This is a genomic window from Chitinophaga sp. sic0106 (assembly GCF_019219075.1).
Classification (GTDB): domain Bacteria; phylum Bacteroidota; class Bacteroidia; order Chitinophagales; family Chitinophagaceae; genus Chitinophaga.
The window spans coordinates 71,944-91,168 of the sequence record NZ_JAHUWJ010000024.1; the positions used below are offsets into that span (position 1 = coordinate 71,944).

A 19,225-nucleotide genomic window follows, 5' to 3' on the forward strand; every position below is an offset into this window, starting at 1 on the left:
CTTTTTGATTTTCAGTCCACCGTAGGTGGACCGGCTATTAAGCCAATGTTTTCTCTATAATCTGACCAGTAGTTTTATCCTTCAATATCACTTTCTTCGCACCAAAATGCGTCATTTCTTCCTTCACCAGGTAGTACTGTTCATCATAGTCCTGCTGCGTTTTTTCTTTGGTTAACCCTTCTTTACCGCGCCATATTTCCAGTTGCACCGGCTCCCATTGTTTGGAAGCAGCACTTTTATAGGCCGCATCTAAAATTGCATTCACTACATAGCCATCATAGAAGGTTTCCCGGGCAGCTTTACCATCTTCCATAGCATTAAACATATCGGTAAACATGTGGTTGTAACCCAGTTCGTTGAGCTCATCGCCCACGGGGAACAGCCAGCCACTGTTGCTTTCCGCTTTTTCTGCTACGTAGTCGGCCCCTTTGCCGGTAGTAAACATATCGAAACCCGTACGCAGGAAGCTGTTCAGCCAGATGGTTCCTTCGGTGCCCATCACTTCATCGCGGAGGTCCAGACCACCGCGGAAGGTCCAGCTTACCTCAAACTGTCCGATAGCACCGTTTTCATATTTAACGAGGCCAATGGCATGGTCTTCGGCGTCAATAGGTTTTACCTGTGTATCCGCCCAGCACATCACCTCTACCGGCTTAATATCCTTGCCGATAAAGCTGCGGGCAATTTCCACGCAATGGCAGCCCAGGTCGAGGATACAGCCACCACCTGCCTGCTCTTTATCCCAGAACCACTCACTGTGCGGGCCAGGATGCGTTTCACGGGATTTAGCCCAGAGAATACGCCCGAGCGCGCCCTGCTGCACGCTTTCCAGTGCTTTCAGGAATTTGGGCGTGTATACCAGGTCTTCCAGGTAACCATGGAAGATGCCCGCCTTTTCAACCGCTTCGAGCATACGTTTAGCCTCTGCGGCTGTACGTCCGAGCGGCTTGGTACAGATAACGGCTTTTTTATGTTTGCAGCAAAGATCGACCGCTGCTTCATGAAGGTTGTTTGGCAGGGAGATACAAACGACCTCCACTTCCGGGTTAGCCACTGCCTCTTCCATGGTGGTTGTCCAGTGGGTAACCTTATAATCTTCCGCAAATTTTTTCGCACTCTCTTCCCTGCGGGAGTAGATGCTGACAATTTTATCGCGACTGCGCTGACCTTGCAGAGAATCTGCATAAAAGCGCCCGATGAAGCCCGAGCCGAGCATTGCTATCTTTGCCATAGTACTAGTGGTTTATAACTGCTGAAGAATCACTATCCTTGTCTTTAAACGCAATGAGGAACAGTACCAGCACTGCCACCGCAATACCTGCCGGAATCAGCCAGATGGCATGCCAGTCGTGCGTATCAGGGCCTGTTCTGTATTTTTCCACAATAGGGCCGCTAAGCAGGAACCCAATCAGCATACCTACGCCATAAGTTGCCAGTGTAACAAAGCCCTGGGCGGAACTTTTGAATTTCTCACCTGCTTTACGATCTGTGTAAATCTGTCCGGTAACGAAGAAGAAATCGTAGCACACACCATGGAGCAGAATACCTACCAGTAACATCCAGAGGTTGGCATCAATATCCCCGTTTGCAAACAACAGATAGCGGATACCCCATGCGAGCATACCGATGCCCAGCATCCATTTCACGCCAAGGCGGCGGAACAGGAAGGGGATAATCAGCATGAACAATACTTCAGAAACCTGGCCCAGCGACTGCTTAGCTGCCGCCGCCTGCATGTGGATCTCATTCAGGAAAGGGTTGGTGAAGTTATAGTAGAATGCCAGTGGAATACATATCAGGATGGAAGAGATAAAGAATATGCGGTAGGAAGGATCTTTCAGCATCCCGATCGCATCCAGTCCCAGGATCTCTTTTACGTCGATTTTACTGCCCTTTTTCAGCGGTGGTGTTTTCGGTAAGGTAAAGCTGTAGAAACCTAAAATGAGGGAGGAAACAGCCGCCATTTTGAAGGTAAGCTGCAGGGTATTGCTTTGTTCCCAGCCTAGTTTACCAATGATGAGGCCTGCAATGATCCAGCCTGCTGTACCAAATACCCGGATTACAGAAAAGTCCTTACTTGGATCGTTCATCTGCCGGAAGGAAATGGAGTTTACCAGCGCCAGCGTTGGCATGTAGAGGATCATGTAAGCCAGGATCAGGCCATAGAAAGGACCGAAGTCGGTCATGTTACCGCAGAACCATAACAGCACGGCTCCAGCGAGGTGAATGACTCCCAGCATAATCTGGGCGGAAAAGAAGCGGTCGGCCAGGATACCCACAATAAACGGGGCAATGATGGCGCCGTAGGACTGGGTAAGGAAAGCAGTACCTACATTGTTGTCTGTTGTATTTTGGAGGTTGTGAAGCACGAAGGTACCCAGTGTTACGAACCAGGCGCCCCAGGTGAAAAACTCCAGGAACATCATCAATGAAAGCTGCAATCGCGTTGATAATCTCATAACGGTTTAATCTTAAAATGTGGCTTAAGATAATAAAATCTGGATATGAGCAACAAAAAAAGTGATAACCCGGCGGAAACCGGGTGTGTTTCAAAAGTTTTGCTGGTGGCGCGTTTGCTAAGGTTTTAGCTGGCTTTTATCAGTGTTTTATAGTATTTGCATGCCGGGCGCAGGGCGCATTCCCCGCACTTAGGGCTTCGGGCAAGGCAGATATAGCGGCCATGCAGGATCAGCCAGTGATGGGCGATATATATCTTATCCTTTGGAATATTTTTGATCAGCTGCAGCTCGGTTTGTAAAGGTGTTTTGGCGTTGGTGGTAAGGCCCAGTCGCGCACTTACACGAAATACGTGGGTGTCCACGGCCATGTTAGGCTGCTGGTGCACTACAGAGGTGATCACGTTAGCCGTTTTACGGCCTACCCCCGGCAGTTTTACCAGTTCCGGCACGGTAGATGGAATTTCACCGTTGAAGTCGTCCTTCACCATATTGGCCATGCCAATCAGGTGTTTGGTTTTATTGTTAGGATAACTAATGCTTCGGATGAGCGGAAACAAGTCATCGAACGTGGCATGACTGAGCGCTTCAACGTCCGGGTACCGTTCAAATATAGCAGGGGTGGTCATATTCACCCTTTTGTCGGTACACTGGGCAGAGAGAATAACGGCTACCAGCAGTTGGTATGGATTGTCGTAAATAAGTTCGGTTTCTGCATTCGGCGCATGCTTTTCAAAGTAGTCCAGCACAAATGCGTAGCGCTCTTTTTTGGTCATGCTGTAAAGATAGAGAAAATGCTTTTTTATTCCACCTGCGGGGTGCAGGGAATCAGTGTCATAACGTTGTGGAATATACGATTAAAGTTGCTTTTCGGCTGTGCTGGCGGCGTAGTCGAAGATCTGCTGTAATGTCGACATCCGGGGGGAATAGCTGACAGTGTTCAGTGTGGCCTTCACATGTTCCAGGCTGGCTTCCACCTCGGAACTGAGGCTGGGTTGTTCCTGGCTAAGATGCTGCAGGTCGCTGGCAGTAACAAGACACAGATTAGAAAGGACAGAATGTGTAAAATTACTCATGCATTACTTTTTTAATACAGGAAATATAGTTAACAGCAATATAAACGACAGATGTGCAGAATCTATTGTTAAGTTAAGGTTTTTTTTTGAGATGGCCAATTGACGGGGACTTAGCTACTTAGCGGGCGGAGTGGGGGTAAGGATAAACAGATCCTCATTGTCTTTTTTCATAAAGTACTTTTCCCGGGCAAACTTCTCCAGTTTTTCGGGGCTGGAGAGCAGTTCCTGCTGTTCTTCCCTGGTTTTCTTTATCTCGCTGATAAAGAACTCTTTCTGTGCTTCCAGCTTGTTTTCCTCCGAGGAGAACTGGTACTGGTACATCAGGTTGGTTTTATCCAGAAAAGCGACCCATAAGAGGAAAAGGCCTCCTGAGATAAAGAAGAAGTTCTTTAACAGGCCAGGTACTTTTATGGATTTGATTTTCTGCATACTGCAAATTACAACTTGTAGTTCAAAAATAAAACGCGGGCAGCCACATTTAAGTATCTGCCCGCGAATGAATTATCTGGAAGTAATCACTTACTTTTTACCAAATTTGATGGATTTACCTGGGTAAATCGCATTGGTGTCCAGTTGCTCCTCGATACGGATCAGCTGATTGTACTTGGCCATACGGTCGGTACGGGAAGCAGAACCGGTTTTGATCTGACCGCAGTTCAGTGCTACCGCCAGGTCAGCGATAGTTGTATCTTCGGTTTCGCCGGAACGGTGGCTCATGATAGAAGTGTAACCAGCTTTGTGAGCCATGTTTACTGCGTCGATGGTTTCAGTAACGGTACCGATCTGGTTTACCTTGATCAGGATGCTGTTACCGATACCTTTATCGATACCTTCTTTCAGACGGATTACGTTGGTAACGAACAAGTCGTCACCTACCAGCTGTACTTTATCACCAACCGCCTGGGTCAGTTTTTTCCAGCCATCCCAATCGTCTTCTGCCATACCGTCTTCGATAGAAACGATAGGGTATTTAGCACACCACTCTGCCCAATAAGCTACCATCTCATCGCTGGAGATAACTTTCTGGGAAGATTTGTAGAATTTGTAAGTTTTGTCAGCATCGTTGAACATTTCGCTGCTCGCAGCGTCCAGTGCGATAGCGATTTGTTCGCCAGGTACATAACCGGCAGCTTTGATTGCTTCCAGTACTGTTTCGATAGCCTCTTCGTTGCTCTGGATTTCAGGAGCGAAACCGCCTTCGTCACCTACGTTAGTGCTGTAACCTTTCTTTTTCAGAACGGATTTCAGGTGGTGGAATACTTCCACACCCCAGCGCAGACCTTCAGAGAAAGTAGAAGCGCCTACTGGCACGATCATAAATTCCTGGAAGTCGATTTTGTTATCAGCGTGCACACCACCGTTGATGATGTTCATCAAAGGTACAGGCAGGGTGAAAGCGTTCACACCACCCAGATAGCGGTACAGTGGCTGGTTGCATACTTCAGCCGCTGCTTTGGCTACTGCCATGCTCACTGCCAGGGTAGCGTTTGCACCCAGTTTAGCTTTATTTGGAGTGCCGTCGAGTTCGATCAGCAATTTATCAATACCAGCCTGGTCGGTGACGTCCCAGCCTTCCAGTTCAGCTGCAATAATTTCGTTAACGTTGTTGATCGCCTGCAGTACACCTTTACCCATGTAAACGCTCTTATCATTGTCGCGCAGCTCAACAGCTTCGTGTTTACCTGTAGAAGCCCCGGAAGGTACCGCCGCACGGCCAAAATGACCATCTTCAGTTGTTACATCTACTTCAATAGTAGGATTACCGCGGCTATCCAGAATTTGTCTGGCATGGATTTCTGAAATAATACTCATAGTTCGAAAATTATAAATTGTTATATGGCTAGTACTGTAAACTATTAATAATGAGCACTTACATTGCAAAAACCAACGGGGATCACTTTGTCAGGTCCCGGAATATGGTCTCCAGGCTTTGTGAATTGCTCTGCAAAGAAAGTATGTTCCTGTTATTAATCAAAGCAAATTGTAAGAGGTTTTTTCTGACTACCTCCACCTCGGCACTGTACAGGCGCCAGTAGCCGCCCTCCTGTGCTTCTGCCCGACTTACGCCAGGTATGGCCAGCAGCTCGTTTGCGGTCACTGTTTCTCCGAAGCTTACCTCCAGGTAGCCATTGCCGGCACCCGCCTGCCGCAGCACGGCGAGTTTATCATCAGCAATAATATTCCCCTTGTTGATGATCATGACGCGGTCGCACAGGGCTTCCACTTCCTGCATAATATGGGTAGATAATACGACTGTTTTGTTTTGTCCCAGCGTTTTTATCAGGTTTCTGATCTCGGCCAGCTGGTTAGGATCGAGGCCGGTGGTGGGTTCGTCGAGAATTAACACCTCCGGATCATGGAGCAGCGCATGGGCCAGGCCTACACGTTGCTTATAGCCGTTGGACAAGGCGCCCAGCTTCTTTTTGCTTTCCGGCGTTAACCCCGTGAGGTCTATCACCTCCGCAATCCTTTTGGATGCGGCTTTACCCAGCTGATGTACACCCGCCATAAACTCCAGGAACTCCTTTACGTACATATCGTAATACAAAGGGTTTGATTCCGGCAGGTAACCCACTCTTTTGCGTACTTCCAGCGACTCCTTCACAATGTCGAAACCGCATACCGTAGCGGTGCCGCTGCTGGGAGGCAGGTAGCCGGTGATCATTTTCATGGTGGTGGATTTTCCAGCACCGTTCGGACCCAGAAAGCCGGTGATCTCTCCTTTTTTTAATTCAAAAGAGATGGCATTCACTGCTGTTTGTTCCCCGTAAATCTTGGTGAGTGATGAAACCTTTATTGACATCAGCGTTTTTTATTGCTTTGCGGCAACTAATGTACGAAAAGCATTCAGGTTTTATTATACTCGATTAAAGTTGTTGTGTAGCCCCTGAAAAAGACCTGGTTATATATAGATTGCTCATCAGATTACAGCCCAAAAACATGCGATTTTTAACATAGTTTTATAGATTGGCATATCTATTGCATTTGTAGTAACTCCTGTACAAAATGAGTAATCAAAAGGACACAAACAAAACTCTCTAAACATTTACCAATGTAGTTTTTCTCACACGCTACCTGTACGAAGTTGAACGTTCTCCTTCCGCCATTGGGGAGCCAGGACTTTATGCGCAGGTCTGTAGTATTTATCCCTTAGGCTGCCAGGCTAACCGCCGGCAGCCTTGCCAGGTTTAACGTGTACGCATACACGAAAATTTTTTGCCTGTAAATCACTAACTTTCAGCTAGTCATTGAATACTATATTTGCAGGTATGAAGAAGGTCATAGGATTATTTTGCTTACTCCCGTATTTGTTAAATGCCCAGACGCCCGGCACCGAAAAAAACTACCCCCAGGGTTACTTCAGGAACCCCTTGAATGTCCCTATTCAACTGGCCGGCAACTTCGGTGAGCTGCGGCCAAACCATTTCCATTCGGGAATGGACATCAAAACTCAACAACGCGAAGACCTGCCGGTACACGCCGCCGCAGAAGGATATGTGAGTCGCATAGGCGTGTCGCACACCGGTTTCGGGAATGTACTTTACATTACCCACCCTAACGGCTACACTACTGTTTACGCACATCTCAACAGCTATTTCCCCGCATTGCAGGCATACGTTAAACGCCAGCAGTACCAACAGGAAAGCTGGGCAACGGATATTACCATTCCACCAGGAAAATTCCCGGTGAAAAAAGGTGACCTGGTAGCCTATAGCGGCAACACCGGCGGCAGCGCAGGCCCACATCTCCACTTTGAAATCAGAAATACAGCCACCGAAAAGCCTTTAAACCCGCTGCTCTTCGGATTTGATATACCAGATACCAAAGCTCCGGATGTATACCGCATCGCCATATACGACCGGGAAAAAAGCATCTATGAGCAATCGCCCAAAATGGTGCTCGTGAAAAAGGTTGGCAATACTTACGTAACCACCCAGCCGGTTATTCAAATAGCAGCCAACAAAGCCGGAGTGGCCGTAGGCGCTATTGATCGGATGAATAACGTGCCTAATACCTACGGTATCTACGAGGCTACACTGATTCACAACGATGAACCAGAAATCGATTTTCAGCTGGATAATATCGGTTACGAAGAAACCAGGTACCTCAACGCGCACATCGATTATAAAGTGAAAAAGGGCGGTGGCCCATACCTGCAATTGCTGTTTTCCCTGCCTGGTAATGAACTGGATATCTACCGCGACCTCAACGGCGACGGTACCGTGGACCTCACCGATGGCGCCGTACATAACATGCAACTGCTCGTAAAAGACGCCTACGGCAATACTTCCACCGTGAAATTTGCCCTGCAGCAATCCGCAGCGCCCGCAGAAGAAACTACCTGTGCCAATACCATGTACCCAGGCTCCAATAACATCTTTGAAAATAATAGGGTAGAATTTTACCTGGACGAACAGGCACTATACGACGATATCTGCTTTAAATACGCGGAAACAGCAGCTACCAGTGCCAAAGCCATATCCAATAATTTCCGCCTGCATACGGCGCTTATACCGGTGCACGACTTTTTCAGCGTTCGGCTCCATGCCGCCAAACCAGTGCCGGAAGGCCTGGAAAGCAAAGTGGTGATGGTAAGAGAAGGAGAGGGCAGCGGTGTATCCGCCACCACCCTGGAACATGGCTGGTACAAAGGTACCTTCCGCGATTTTGGCACCTTCCACCTGGAAATAGATACGGTGGCACCCAAAGTAACACCGCTGGGAATTAAGCCCGGCGCCATTCTCAGCAAGGCCGGCAAAATTTCCTTCGCTATGAGCGATGCCTCCGGCATCAAAAGCTACCGCGCCGAACTGGATGGTAAATGGTTGCTGTTTTCCAGGAAAGGAAATGTACTCACCTATAAATTTGACGAAAACTGCGGCCCCGGCTCGCACGTATTGGTAATGACCGTAACGGACATCGCCGGCAACGAAGGCACTTATCGTCTCACCTTTAAAAGATAAATAAAAAATTATAGCATCATGGCAGCATTAAAAGAAGGCGATAAAGCGCCGGTTTTCAAAGGAAATGACCAACACGGTAAAACAGTATCCCTCACTGACTTCAAAGGGAAAAGAGTAGTGTTGTACTTCTATCCTAAAGACATGACCCCTGGCTGCACTGCCCAGGCCTGCAACCTTCGCGACAACTACACGGACCTCCTCAAAAAAGGTTACGCAGTAGTGGGAGTAAGCACCGACAGCGAACAGAGTCACCAGAAGTTCATCGAAAAATATGAACTGCCTTTCACCTTACTGGCGGATGAAGACAAGAAAATAGTGAACCAGTACGGCGTTTGGGGCGAAAAGAAAATGATGGGTAAAACCTATGATGGCATTCACAGAACTACCTTCCTGATCAACGGGGATGGAGTGATTGATCATATCATTAAGAAGCCGGATACTAAAAATCATACAGAAGAAATTCTGGAGATCTGGAAATAATATTCGCCTTGTAGTTTTATTCCGGGCCTTTGGCCCGGAACAAAACTACAGTGTTGGAGGACCGCAGGTCCTCCAACACTGTAGTTACAAAACGAAAAATGCCGGGGAAATCTCCCCGGCATTTTCGTTTCTGAATTTACAATTATTATCTCTTCTGGCGCTGTTTCTTAAACAGGTTACCAGTTTTGAACTTGTTACCTTCCGGGCTACCCACGCGGTCCATTGCACAACGGAAACCTACTGTGTTGGTGGCCATATCTTCCTGCATGTAACGGCGTGTACCCGGAGAAAGCCAGTATGCACGGTCGTTCCAGCTACCACCCTTGATCACGTGTGATTTATCGTTAATCAGGGTAGTGATACCGTAACCATATTCCACCTGTGACAGGGAGTCACCATCGAGATAGTTGATTACATCACCTTTCTGGTAGTTGAGGCGGTTAGCACTTTCTTCGTCGGTTACATCGCGCATTTTCAAACCACCGAGACTATCTTTTTCCAGTTCTTTATCAGCGTTCTGATAAACAGTCTGGAATTTGTTACCACGGAAGTAGTTGAAGTCATCGCCATCGATAGGGCTCAGCGGACGGTAAACGTCCAGTACCCACTCGCTTACGTTACCTGACATGTTATAGATACCAAAAGTGTTCGGGAAGAAGGAGCGAACCGGACCAGGAATGGAAGCACGGTCGTTCAAACCTCCGGCCACACCCATGTTATCACCGGAACCACGTTTGAAGTTGGCCAGGAACATACCCTGGAAGTTACCGCGGCGGATATCACGCAAACCGCTGGTATTTGTTCCCCAGGAATACACCTGTTTGTTCATGATCAGCTCCTCACCATGTTTACCTTCTTTTTTGGAAGGACCAGGGTTTTGGCCGATGTAACCCAGTGCCGCATATTCCCACTCAGCTTCTGTTGGGAGGCGGTAGCCGGGAAGCATGATACCATCTTCGAACTGGGCATTGCGTGGGGTACCGTCAGGATTCTTAAATTCTGACTTGGTGCCTTTTGACATTTTGCCCGGTGTTCCTTCGTACAGGCCAGCCATGTAGGCTTTAGTGTCGAAAGTGTTATCATCTGTCTGATTGCCAACATCTGCCTTGGAGAGCAGACCTTTGTCCATCAGTAATTTTTCGTTTACACGATTGGAACGCCATTTACAATAGTCGGTGGCCTGTTTCCAGTTCACACCCACCACAGGATAATCATTGTAGGCAGGGTGGCGGAAATAGTATTCTACCAATGGCTCGTTGTAAGCCAGCTCACTACGCCATACCAGGGTATCCGGTAAAGCCTGACGGTATACATCCGGGAAAGATTCCCCATATACGCGGGATAGCCAGAACAAGTACTCACGATAGTGTACGTTAGCTACCTCAGATTCGTCGATGTAAAAGGAGGATACTGTAATACGACGTGGAATATTGTTCCAGTCCATCATTACGTCCTGCTCGGTGGCGCCCATGGCAAAGGTACCGCCTTGTACAAACACGAGGCCAGGACCGGTTTGTTGGTTTTTATTCTTAGCCACTGCGAAACCTCCCATTTTAGGGTCGTTGTAGTTCCAGCCGGTGGCAGAAGATGTTTCTTTCTTTTTGCCGAAAAGCCCCCCGCCGTCTTTACGACAGGCAGTCATGGATAGCATTACGCTGGTACCTACGAGCAATGACAAAGAGGTTAATCTACGCATGTGATACAGCTTTAGTCGATTATATTTACAGTAAACGCAAATGTAGTCTTTTTTATTTTATGGTGAAATAATTTAATTTGTAATTAACCGGTTACGGTAGCTTCGGGTTTCCTATTTTACCGCCGATTTTTTACTTTGTGACTACTTGCGTTTGCAGGGAACAAGATAATGAAAGTCCTAAGATTTTATATAATAGCCCTTGCCATTTCAATTTTTGCAGTCCCCCGGCTGGCTGCGCAGCCATTTACTTATCGCGACCATAGCGTGCTGGCAACGGGTAAATGGTTAAAACTGGCCATTTCCCGGCAGGGGGTTTATAAACTGGATGCGGCTTTCCTTCGGAAGGCCGGGCTAAATCCTGACCAGCTCCAGGCCAGTCAGCTCCGACTTTTCGGCAACGGCGGCGCCATGCTACCGGAAAACCACCGTATCCATCCCGAAGCATTACAGGAAGTCGCCCTGTTGGTTAACGACGGAGGGGATAATATTGTTAACGGGAACGACTATATTCTTTTTTACGCCCCGGGGTCTCACCAATGGACGTACAATGAAAATAACGGCACCTATGCTCACCAGTATAATATATATAGCGACACCGCCTGGTATTATCTCCAGGTAGGGGACCAGCCCGGCGCCCGTGTAGCCGTGGAGGTAAGCAGGGCCGTTCCGGAGAAACAACAGTATCTCTTTGATTATCATACTTTTTACGAAAACGACAGCCTGAATTTTTTACGTAGTGGCAAACAGTGGTTTGCAGAAGAGTTTAGTCTGGACCCCGCCGCCGGCAGCAGGCATACTTACCGCTTTACCTTACCAGCTGCGCCCAGGGGCCTGGTGAACGTTAGTATGCGGGTAGCCGCCAGAGGGGCTGCCGGAAGTAATTTTAAGGTGAGCCTTAACAAACAGGAAGCGGCCACCGCCTACCTGCTGCCGGTAAGTGGTAATGTATTCGAAGCCTTTGCCACCGCAGCAACAGGTACGGGAGGTGTATACCTCACTGATAGTAATATTCAGGCGGATGTGGATTTTTTACAGGGAGATAATAACGCCCGCGGGTGGCTGGATTATCTGGAAATTCAGGCCCGCTGCCAGGCAGTGATGCCGGCCGGCGGATTCCTCTCCTTCCGTACTGAGGCCCTCACTGACGGACGTGCCACCGGCATCTCCCTATATAACGCTAATGGACAAACGCAGATTTGGGATGTAACGCGGCCCCGCCAGCCACTGGTGCTGAAAACAGATCTGGTGGCAGATTCTATGGCCGTTACCGTGAAAAATGATACCCTCCGCGAGCTAATAGCCTTTCAACCGGAAAGCATAATGGTCCCTGTTTATACCGGCACCATCGCCAATCAGGACCTGATGGCCATATCCGCCAGGATGTTGATCGTTACCGTTCCCGCCCTGCTGCCGGCAGCCCGGCGACTGGCCAGCTGGCACCAGCAGCAGGGGCTTGAAACAGCGGTGATCACCATGGATCAGGTATATAATGAGTTTTCTGCCGGTACGCCGGACCCTACGGCCCTGCGTAATTTCCTGAAAGTAAAGTACGATAAAGGCCAGGGACCGGAATACCTGCTGTTGTTTGGTGCCGCCTCCTACGACTACCGCAACCGGGTTAAAAATAATACCAACCTGGTGCCCTCCTGGCAAAGTACCGCCTCACTGGACCCGGTAGCCTCCTATGTTTCAGACGATTACTATGGACTGCTGCGGGATCAGGATGATATAAACCGGACGGATATACGAAATGAACTGCAGGTAGCCATCGGCCGTATCCCTGCAAGAAATGCAACAGAAGCAGCAATGGCGGTGGATAAGATCATCGCCTATAAGGATCAGGCAGCGCGGGGCGACTGGCGCAACCGCCTGGTATTTGTCGCGGATGATGAGGACAATAATTTACACCTGGAAGATGCCGAGGCCCTTACCGGAATAGTGAGCCGATACCCACTATTCAACGTCAGCAAAATTTACCTGGATGCATATCAGCGACTCACCGGCAACACCGGCGCTATTTATCCGGATGCGGTGGATCAGCTGATAAGGCGCATCAATCAGGGTGCCCTGATCGTGAACTATAGTGGTCACGGCAGTAATACCCGCCTGGCCGAAGAAAATATTATTGATGGCACCAACGCCGCCACCTGGAAAAATGAGGACAGACTGCCGTTACTCCTCACTGCCACCTGCGATTTTGCACCTTTTGATAACCCTGCAGTATTTTCGCTGGGGCAAAGTATACTATTGCAACGCCGGACAGGAGCAATTGCCCTCATGACTACCACAAGAGCCGTGTTTGCAGCCTCCAATAAGGAAATGAATATCAATTATATCAATGCGGCACTGAGCAGAAATACCGATGGTACCTGGAAAAGTTTGGGGCAGGCGTCAAGAGCAGCAAAAAATTTAACCTACGCCACCAGCATCGATATTATTAATAACCGAAAATTCCAGTTGCTGGGTGATCCGGCCTTAACCCTTGCGTTTCCACCTTTTAAAATCGTGACAGATAGCATCAATCATCAGCAGCTTGATAATAATATGGCAGGGGTACCTGCAAATTCCCTGTTATATGTTACAGGTCATATTGAAGATGAAAGTGGCGCAGTGGTAAATGACTATAACGGGCAGCTATACACGACAATTTACACGCCGCCGGTAAGCCGTAATACGCTCGGAAATACCGCTGGCAGTCAGGTTGTGGCCTTTGAACAGCAGGAAAATGTGCTATTCAGGGGAGAACAAACGGTTACCGCCGGAAAATTCCGCGTAGTGGCCATGGTGCCGGTAGATGCTGGCCAGGCAAAGGGGATGGGGAAAATCAGTTATTACGCCACTGGTAACCAGGTTGATGCCGGTGGACAAACAGAAAAGATCCGGATTACAGACCAGGTGGCGCCTGCAACGGATCAAACCCCACCAGCCATGCAGGCCTGGATAAATAACCGGCTATTTAAAAATGGCGATCTGGTTGGGCCTGACCCGCTGTTGCTCGTGGATATCGCTGATACCAGTGGTATTAACATCTCCGGACTAATAAAAGAGCATAAACTGCTTGCATTATTAGACAGTTCAGAATATATTGTATTAAATGATTATTTTAGTGCATCTTTAGATAATTATAGGAGAGGGACTGTGGCTTATCCGCTGGCAGGAATCGCCCCCGGAAAACACCGCATCACCATCACCGCATGGGACAATCAAAATAATTCGGCCAATAGCACTATCACGTTTGAAGTAACTGAAGCAGGTTCCCTTGTGGTGAATGATATCGCCAACTATCCCAATCCGTTCCATAGTGAAACGAGGTTTGTATTCACACACAATCAACAGGGGATGAGCATGGAGCTTACCCTTCAGATTTTTAACCTGGAAGGCAAACTGATGAAAACTCTATTTAACACAATAATTCCGGGAAGCAATCGTTTTGATGGCATGCCCTGGAATGGTACTGGGGAGTCGGGAGCGAAATTATCCCCAGGTTTATATCTTTATAGACTAACTATTAGCAGTAATGGTAAGAAAGAAGTTAAGGGTGGCAAAGTAATGTTATTTTAAGTAATAAAACCTATGCAATATGAAGTGGTCAGACGTCCAGCTTCCTTAACAAACCCCTTAGCTGATAATTATATTATAAATTACATTATTTTTACATCCTATCAAAATACGAACATTGCATGATCCGAAAGTTAACTTTGAGCCTGGTGTTCATATATAGTACTTTCACAAGTTTTAGAACCTCAGCCCAGACTATAGACTCTACTGGTCAGTTAGATGGTCGTACCAACACTATTAATACAGCTGTTCCATTCTTGCGTATCACACCGGATGCCCGTAGTGGTGCCATGGGAGATGTGGGCCTTGCCATTTCTCCGGATGCCAATTCCATTTATTATAACCTGTCGAAGTTGCCCTTCACGGATGTCAACTCCAGCATTGCCGTAACCTATACTCCCTGGCTGAAAGAGCTTGTTAACGATGTATTCCTGGCTACCGTAAGTGGTTATACCAAAATAGATGAAAATCAGGCCGTCTCCGGATCGCTGCGTTATTTTTCGCTTGGTACCATCAATTTCAGAGATATTACCAATACTGACCAGGGTAATTTCCGTCCACGTGAATTTGCTATCGATGCAGGTTACGCCCGCAAACTCTCCGAGCATTTTGGGGTAGGCCTCACCGGTAGATTTATTTACTCCAACCTGGCAGGCGGCCAAACGGTAAACGACCAGACTATCCGTCCGGGCAAAGCCTTTGCTGCCGACGTTTCCGGTTACTATACCAAAGACTTTGAAAAAGACGACGGTACTGTAAATAAACTGAGCGTAGGTTTAGCCATTACCAATATTGGTACTAAAATCTCCTATACCAGCTCTGCACAGAATAAAGACTTTATCCCTACCAACTTTGGTTTGGGAGCAGCCTATAAGTTGTCGCTCGACGAGATGAACTCCCTCACTTTCGCACTGGATGTGAACAAGCTGATGGTGCCTACACCTGATACCACCGGCGCATACAAAGACAAATCGGTGCTGGAAGGCATGTTCTCCTCCTTTGGCGATGCACCCGGCGGCCTGAAAGAAGAAATGCAGGAACTCATGTATTCCTTAGGTATGGAATACTGGTACAACCAGCAGTTTGCAGTAAGGGCCGGTTATTTCAACGAAAATAAAAACAAGGGTAACCGTAAATACTTCACCGCAGGGGTGGGGATCAAGTACGATATCTTTGGACTGAACTTCTCTTACCTGGTGCCTTCCGGCTCAGGTATCCAGCGTAATCCGCTGTCCAACACCCTGCGCTTCACCCTCACATTTGACCTGGGGTCAAGGGAAGAGAGCAGAACGGGTTGGTAATAACTTAAAAATTGCGTTAAAATACATAAACAGATCCCTCCGGAAGGAGGGATTTGCTTTTTATACCGTACTTTGCGGATTGGCAAAACGATTAAAAAATAATATCTTATGAGTAGCATTCGTATCGGATTGGGTGTCGATTTCCATCAACTTGTAGAAGGTCGTGAATTTTGGCTGGGAGGGGTGTTGGTACCCCATCACAAGGGCGCACTCGGTCACAGCGATGCAGACGTATTGCTGCATGCCATCTGCGACGCGATGTTAGGAGCCCTGGCATTGGGTGATATCGGGGTACATTTTCCGGATACTGATAATACCTACAAAAACATCGATAGTAAAATACTGTTGTCACGTTGCGCCCAGCTGATTGGTGAAAAAGGCTACCAGGTGGTGAATGTAGACAGCACCTTATGCCTGGAAGCACCTAAAATCAAGCCTTATGTACCACAGATGCAGGCGGTGATCGCAGAGCGTTTGCGTATCAGCGTGGAGGATGTGTCTGTAAAGGCCACCACTACTGAAAAAATGGGCTTTGTAGGCCGGGAAGAAGGAGTGATGGCTTACGCTACGGTGCTCCTCGAAAAGTATAATAATTAAGGTTAAACTCTACCATAAAAAAATATCTTTGCTGAATGGCTGAAGTAATTGTGAAAATAATTAATAAGTCGGCAAATGAATTGCCGGCTTATGCTACTGCAGAAGCTGCAGGAATGGATCTCAGGGCTAACCTGGAAGCGCCGCTGACATTGCAACCATTGGAACGTACCCTCGTGCCTACCGGTTTGTTTATGGAGCTGCCTTCAGGTTATGAAGCACAGATCCGCCCCCGCAGCGGCCTGGCTATTAAGCAGGGACTGACATTATTAAATACTCCCGGCACCATTGATGCTGATTATAGGGGAGAGATAAAAATTATCCTGATCAACTTGTCCAACGAACCGCAGGTAGTGCAGCCTGGTGACCGTATTGCCCAAATGGTGATCGCACCATTCGTACAGGCCACCATGCAGCCGGTAGAAATACTGAGCACCACGGAACGCGGCGAAGGAGGATTTGGTCATACCGGTAAATCCTGATAAATGCGTGTATACGTCACAGTGATAGGACTATCCCTGACGTTGGCTTTTGCTGCATGCAGCACCAGCAAGCGGACCGGTGGCAGCGCCACCGGTGATCCCGTGTTGCTGAAGCAACGGACGGATAGCATTTTCTTCGCGGCTCAGCGTTCGAAAATGATTGGGGATTACCGCACCGCGCTTTCCCAATATTCGGACTACCTGAAATACGACAGAACTAATGCTGTGGTGTTTTATGAAATTGCACGCCTGCTCATGGAAACCCATAGTGGCCCCTATGCGCTCAACTTTGCACGCAGAGCAGCTACGATGGATACGGCCAACCATTGGTTCCAGCAGCTGCTGGCCGATGCATATGCTGTATCAGAGAAATTTGACAGTGGCGCCATCGTGTATAGCCGGCTTGCCCGCAAATACCCTGAAAACGATGATTACCTCTACAATCAGGGTGTATTGCTCAGCAAAGCCAATAAGCTGGAAGCTGCATTGGCGGTTTTCAATAAGCTGGAAGAAAAAACCGGGGTAGTAGAAGAAGTTACCTACCAGAAGCAAAAGCTGTTGCTCAGGATGAGCAAGGCCGATGAAGCCGCCGCAGAAATAAAGCGCCTCATCGCTACCAATCCTGCTGAAACCAGATACTACTACCTGCTGGCAGAAGTATACGACGCCAATGACCAGGTAGCCGATGCCACCGCGGTGTATAATGATATCCTTTCCCGTGATCCTGAAAACGCAAGAGCACTGATTGCACTGGGCTCCTACGCCAGGAAAAGGCAGGATATGCCGGCATACTGGGACTATATGACCCGCGCCTTCGCCAACAACACCTACAGCATCGACGAAAAGGTAGCCTACGTATACCCTTACCTCCGCATGCTGGAAATAGATACCTCCAAAATGCAGGAAGGCCTGCAGCTGGCACACCTGATTGTGGACGCACATCCGAACGATGCCAAGTCATACGCACTCCTGGGAGATATGTACTCACAGGGTGATATACTGGATAGCGCCCAGGTGTATTATCAGCGCTCGCTGTCGCTGGACTCCACCCGCTTTTCCGTATGGTATCAGCAGATGTGGATTACCTCCCGGCAGGAAAATCCTAACGTGCTGCTGACATTGAGCGATACCGTTACCAGGCTTTTCCCGAAAGAATTCATGGGATTCTATTTCAACGGACTGGCTAACTACCTGCTGCGTCAGTACCCGGCCACCATCGTGTCTATGAACAAGGCGCTGGCAATAGGGGATGCAGAAAAAAGGTTTACGGCTGATGTATATTCCCTGCTGGGTGATGCATATCACGCTACAGGTAACAATCTATTATCTGACAGTAGCTATGAGAAAGCACTGCTGATACGCCCGAAAGATGCCACCGTGCTCAATAACTACAGTTATTATCTGTCGCTGCGTGGTGAAAATCTGAATAAGGCAGCGGAGATGTCGCGCCGCTCCCTCGAAATAGATCCGGAGAGTCCAACTTTCATGGATACCTACGCCTGGATTCTTTTCCGTCAGGAAAAATTCCAGGAGGCCAAAGAGTGGATGGATAAGGCATTCCTGTTTCCGGCTTCCCTTCAGAATGCCAGCATGCTGGAACATTACGGGGATATACTCTACAATTTAAAAGATGTTAATAAAGCGGTAGAATACTGGCAGATGGCCCAGGAGAAAGGAGCTTCTTCTGTAGCCCTCACCAAAAAAATCGCTGAGAAAAGATATGTTCAATAGGCCGTTGCCTAGTTGTGAATGATCAGGAACTAAGTATGGCTTAAGCCTCCAAAAGATGCATGCTAGTATGAGATTATTGTTATTTGTAGGGTTAATCGGAATATTGACCGTTTCCTGTCGCCGCCCTAAAGAACTGGCACGTTCCACCTTTCCCGCTGCCGATACCGGCAAGGTAACGGTAGTAACGGATAGTTCCAGTGAGGAATTAAACAGGTTTAAGGACTCGATGCTGGCTGGTATACAAAAGAATCATATAGACTTTAATTCATTTTCAGGCAGGGCAAAATTTGCTTTTGAGAATGAGCAGGACAGCAAAAGTGGCCTGTCTGTGACCGTGCGGATGCGCAAAGACAGTATTATCTGGATATCGATATCTGCACCTGTTATCGACGAAGTAGTGCGGGCTGTTATTACACCTGACAGTCTGAAGTTATATAACCGCCTGAAAAAACAACTGGTATTGCGTAACCTGGCAGATGCCAAAGACATGCTGAACGTACCTTTTGATTTCAATACCCTGCAGAATTTGCTGATCGGTAACCCTGTATATCTTACCGACTCATTATACCAGATTACCAAAACGCCTTCCATCATATCCTTTAGCTGTGATGCGCCGGACTTTACCAGCCTGTTCAACGTATATGCTGATGATTACAGTTTGCAACAAAGCAAAGTGATGGATAAAGATGCTTCCGTGCGGCGCTCCTGTGAGTTGACCTACGGCGATTATTCCCGTACCGGCAACAGGAAGTTTCCCACTACCCGACGCATATACGTAGAAGAAAAAGGGACCACGAAAGTGGCGCTGGACTTCACCCGTTTTGATTTTGATGTGCCTGTCACCTTTCCGTTCAGCACGCCATCAGGATACAAGCGTATGTAGTGGC

16 protein-coding genes are annotated in these 19,225 nt (G+C 48.0%); 8 read left to right on the forward strand and 8 right to left on the reverse strand.

Annotated elements, in window-relative coordinates; translation table 11 throughout:
* Window positions 1-37: 37 nt before the first annotated feature.
* The 7 genes from KW844_RS25660 to gldA all read right to left on the reverse strand — a co-directional run bounded on the left by KW844_RS25660 (window position 38) and on the right by gldA (window position 6,335).
* Complete coding sequence (locus KW844_RS25660; protein WP_218379644.1) at window positions 38-1,231, reverse strand: Gfo/Idh/MocA family protein; 1,194 nt, start codon at window positions 1,229-1,231, stop codon at window positions 38-40.
* A gap of 4 nt (window positions 1,232-1,235) precedes the next feature.
* Window positions 1,236-2,459 (reverse strand): nucleoside permease, encoded by a 1,224-nt coding sequence (locus tag KW844_RS25665; protein ID WP_218379645.1) that lies wholly within the window; start codon window positions 2,457-2,459, stop codon window positions 1,236-1,238.
* Between the two features lie 125 nt (window positions 2,460-2,584).
* On the reverse strand, window positions 2,585-3,232 hold the full coding sequence (gene nth / locus KW844_RS25670; protein ID WP_218379646.1) for an endonuclease III: 648 nt from the start codon (window positions 3,230-3,232) through the stop codon (window positions 2,585-2,587).
* A gap of 81 nt (window positions 3,233-3,313) precedes the next feature.
* The gene (locus KW844_RS25675; RefSeq protein WP_218379647.1) at window positions 3,314-3,532 is read right to left on the reverse strand and encodes a hypothetical protein; all 219 of its coding nucleotides are present in this window, start codon (window positions 3,530-3,532) and stop codon (window positions 3,314-3,316) included.
* Between the two features lie 114 nt (window positions 3,533-3,646).
* Complete coding sequence (locus KW844_RS25680) at window positions 3,647-3,961, reverse strand: septum formation initiator family protein (RefSeq protein WP_218379648.1); 315 nt, start codon at window positions 3,959-3,961, stop codon at window positions 3,647-3,649.
* Window positions 3,962-4,051: 90 nt separating this feature from the next.
* On the reverse strand, window positions 4,052-5,344 hold the full coding sequence (gene eno / locus KW844_RS25685) for a phosphopyruvate hydratase (RefSeq protein ID WP_218379649.1): 1,293 nt from the start codon (window positions 5,342-5,344) through the stop codon (window positions 4,052-4,054).
* A gap of 82 nt (window positions 5,345-5,426) precedes the next feature.
* Window positions 5,427-6,335 carry a gliding motility-associated ABC transporter ATP-binding subunit GldA gene (gene gldA / locus KW844_RS25690; RefSeq protein ID WP_218379650.1) on the reverse strand — a complete coding sequence of 303 codons (909 nt, stop codon included), beginning with the start codon at window positions 6,333-6,335 and terminating at the stop codon, window positions 5,427-5,429.
* A gap of 466 nt (window positions 6,336-6,801) precedes the next feature.
* Between gldA and KW844_RS25695 the strand changes: the two genes are divergently transcribed.
* Both KW844_RS25695 and bcp read left to right on the forward strand, forming a co-directional pair.
* Window positions 6,802-8,496: a M23 family metallopeptidase gene (locus tag KW844_RS25695; RefSeq protein WP_218379651.1), complete on the forward strand. Its 1,695-nt coding sequence runs from the start codon at window positions 6,802-6,804 to the stop codon at window positions 8,494-8,496.
* An 18-nt stretch (window positions 8,497-8,514) separates the two neighbouring features.
* Window positions 8,515-8,976, forward strand: coding sequence for a thioredoxin-dependent thiol peroxidase (bcp, locus tag KW844_RS25700; protein ID WP_218379652.1), 462 nt, complete (start codon window positions 8,515-8,517; stop codon window positions 8,974-8,976).
* A 145-nt stretch (window positions 8,977-9,121) separates the two neighbouring features.
* Here bcp and KW844_RS25705 read toward each other — a convergent pair whose 3' ends face one another.
* Window positions 9,122-10,672, reverse strand: coding sequence for an SUMF1/EgtB/PvdO family nonheme iron enzyme (locus KW844_RS25705; RefSeq protein ID WP_218379653.1), 1,551 nt, complete (start codon window positions 10,670-10,672; stop codon window positions 9,122-9,124).
* Window positions 10,673-10,840: 168 nt separating this feature from the next.
* Between KW844_RS25705 and porU the strand changes: the two genes are divergently transcribed.
* From porU to KW844_RS25735, 6 genes are all read left to right on the forward strand, one after another.
* Window positions 10,841-14,233 carry a type IX secretion system sortase PorU gene (porU, locus tag KW844_RS25710; RefSeq protein WP_218379654.1) on the forward strand — a complete coding sequence of 1,131 codons (3,393 nt, stop codon included), beginning with the start codon at window positions 10,841-10,843 and terminating at the stop codon, window positions 14,231-14,233.
* 119 nt (window positions 14,234-14,352) lie between these two features.
* Window positions 14,353-15,531 carry a type IX secretion system outer membrane channel protein PorV gene (gene porV, locus KW844_RS25715; protein WP_218379655.1) on the forward strand — a complete coding sequence of 393 codons (1,179 nt, stop codon included), beginning with the start codon at window positions 14,353-14,355 and terminating at the stop codon, window positions 15,529-15,531.
* Window positions 15,532-15,639: 108 nt separating this feature from the next.
* Window positions 15,640-16,128 carry a 2-C-methyl-D-erythritol 2,4-cyclodiphosphate synthase gene (ispF, locus tag KW844_RS25720; RefSeq protein ID WP_073084126.1) on the forward strand — a complete coding sequence of 163 codons (489 nt, stop codon included), beginning with the start codon at window positions 15,640-15,642 and terminating at the stop codon, window positions 16,126-16,128.
* Window positions 16,129-16,163: 35 nt separating this feature from the next.
* Window positions 16,164-16,607 carry a dUTP diphosphatase gene (dut, locus tag KW844_RS25725; protein WP_073084124.1) on the forward strand — a complete coding sequence of 148 codons (444 nt, stop codon included), beginning with the start codon at window positions 16,164-16,166 and terminating at the stop codon, window positions 16,605-16,607.
* A 3-nt stretch (window positions 16,608-16,610) separates the two neighbouring features.
* Entirely contained in the window at window positions 16,611-18,338 is a 1,728-nt protein-coding gene (locus KW844_RS25730) for a tetratricopeptide repeat protein (protein WP_218379656.1), read from the forward strand.
* Window positions 18,339-18,405: 67 nt separating this feature from the next.
* On the forward strand, window positions 18,406-19,221 hold the full coding sequence (locus tag KW844_RS25735) for a DUF4292 domain-containing protein (protein ID WP_218379657.1): 816 nt from the start codon (window positions 18,406-18,408) through the stop codon (window positions 19,219-19,221).
* Window positions 19,222-19,225: the final 4 nt, after the last annotated feature.

Bases quoted from the DNA above. Each gene is read 5' to 3' on its own strand.
- KW844_RS25665 (WP_218379645.1), bottom strand. From the start codon at position 2,459: ATGAGATTATCAACGCGATTGCAGCTTTCATTGATGATGTTCCTGGAG.
- KW844_RS25660 (WP_218379644.1), bottom strand. From the start codon at position 1,231: ATGGCAAAGATAGCAATGCTCGGCTCGGGCTTCATCGGGCGCTTTTAT.
- KW844_RS25705 (WP_218379653.1), bottom strand. From the start codon at position 10,672: ATGCGTAGATTAACCTCTTTGTCATTGCTCGTAGGTACCAGCGTAATG.
- KW844_RS25735 (WP_218379657.1), top strand. From the start codon at position 18,406: ATGAGATTATTGTTATTTGTAGGGTTAATCGGAATATTGACCGTTTCC.
- nth (WP_218379646.1), bottom strand. From the start codon at position 3,232: ATGACCAAAAAAGAGCGCTACGCATTTGTGCTGGACTACTTTGAAAAG.
- KW844_RS25695 (WP_218379651.1), top strand. From the start codon at position 6,802: ATGAAGAAGGTCATAGGATTATTTTGCTTACTCCCGTATTTGTTAAAT.
- porV (WP_218379655.1), top strand. From the start codon at position 14,353: ATGATCCGAAAGTTAACTTTGAGCCTGGTGTTCATATATAGTACTTTC.
- eno (WP_218379649.1), bottom strand. From the start codon at position 5,344: ATGAGTATTATTTCAGAAATCCATGCCAGACAAATTCTGGATAGCCGC.
- porU (WP_218379654.1), top strand. From the start codon at position 10,841: ATGAAAGTCCTAAGATTTTATATAATAGCCCTTGCCATTTCAATTTTT.
- bcp (WP_218379652.1), top strand. From the start codon at position 8,515: ATGGCAGCATTAAAAGAAGGCGATAAAGCGCCGGTTTTCAAAGGAAAT.
- KW844_RS25730 (WP_218379656.1), top strand. From the start codon at position 16,611: ATGCGTGTATACGTCACAGTGATAGGACTATCCCTGACGTTGGCTTTT.
- ispF (WP_073084126.1), top strand. From the start codon at position 15,640: ATGAGTAGCATTCGTATCGGATTGGGTGTCGATTTCCATCAACTTGTA.
- KW844_RS25680 (WP_218379648.1), bottom strand. From the start codon at position 3,961: ATGCAGAAAATCAAATCCATAAAAGTACCTGGCCTGTTAAAGAACTTC.
- dut (WP_073084124.1), top strand. From the start codon at position 16,164: ATGGCTGAAGTAATTGTGAAAATAATTAATAAGTCGGCAAATGAATTG.
- KW844_RS25675 (WP_218379647.1), bottom strand. From the start codon at position 3,532: ATGAGTAATTTTACACATTCTGTCCTTTCTAATCTGTGTCTTGTTACT.
- gldA (WP_218379650.1), bottom strand. From the start codon at position 6,335: ATGTCAATAAAGGTTTCATCACTCACCAAGATTTACGGGGAACAAACA.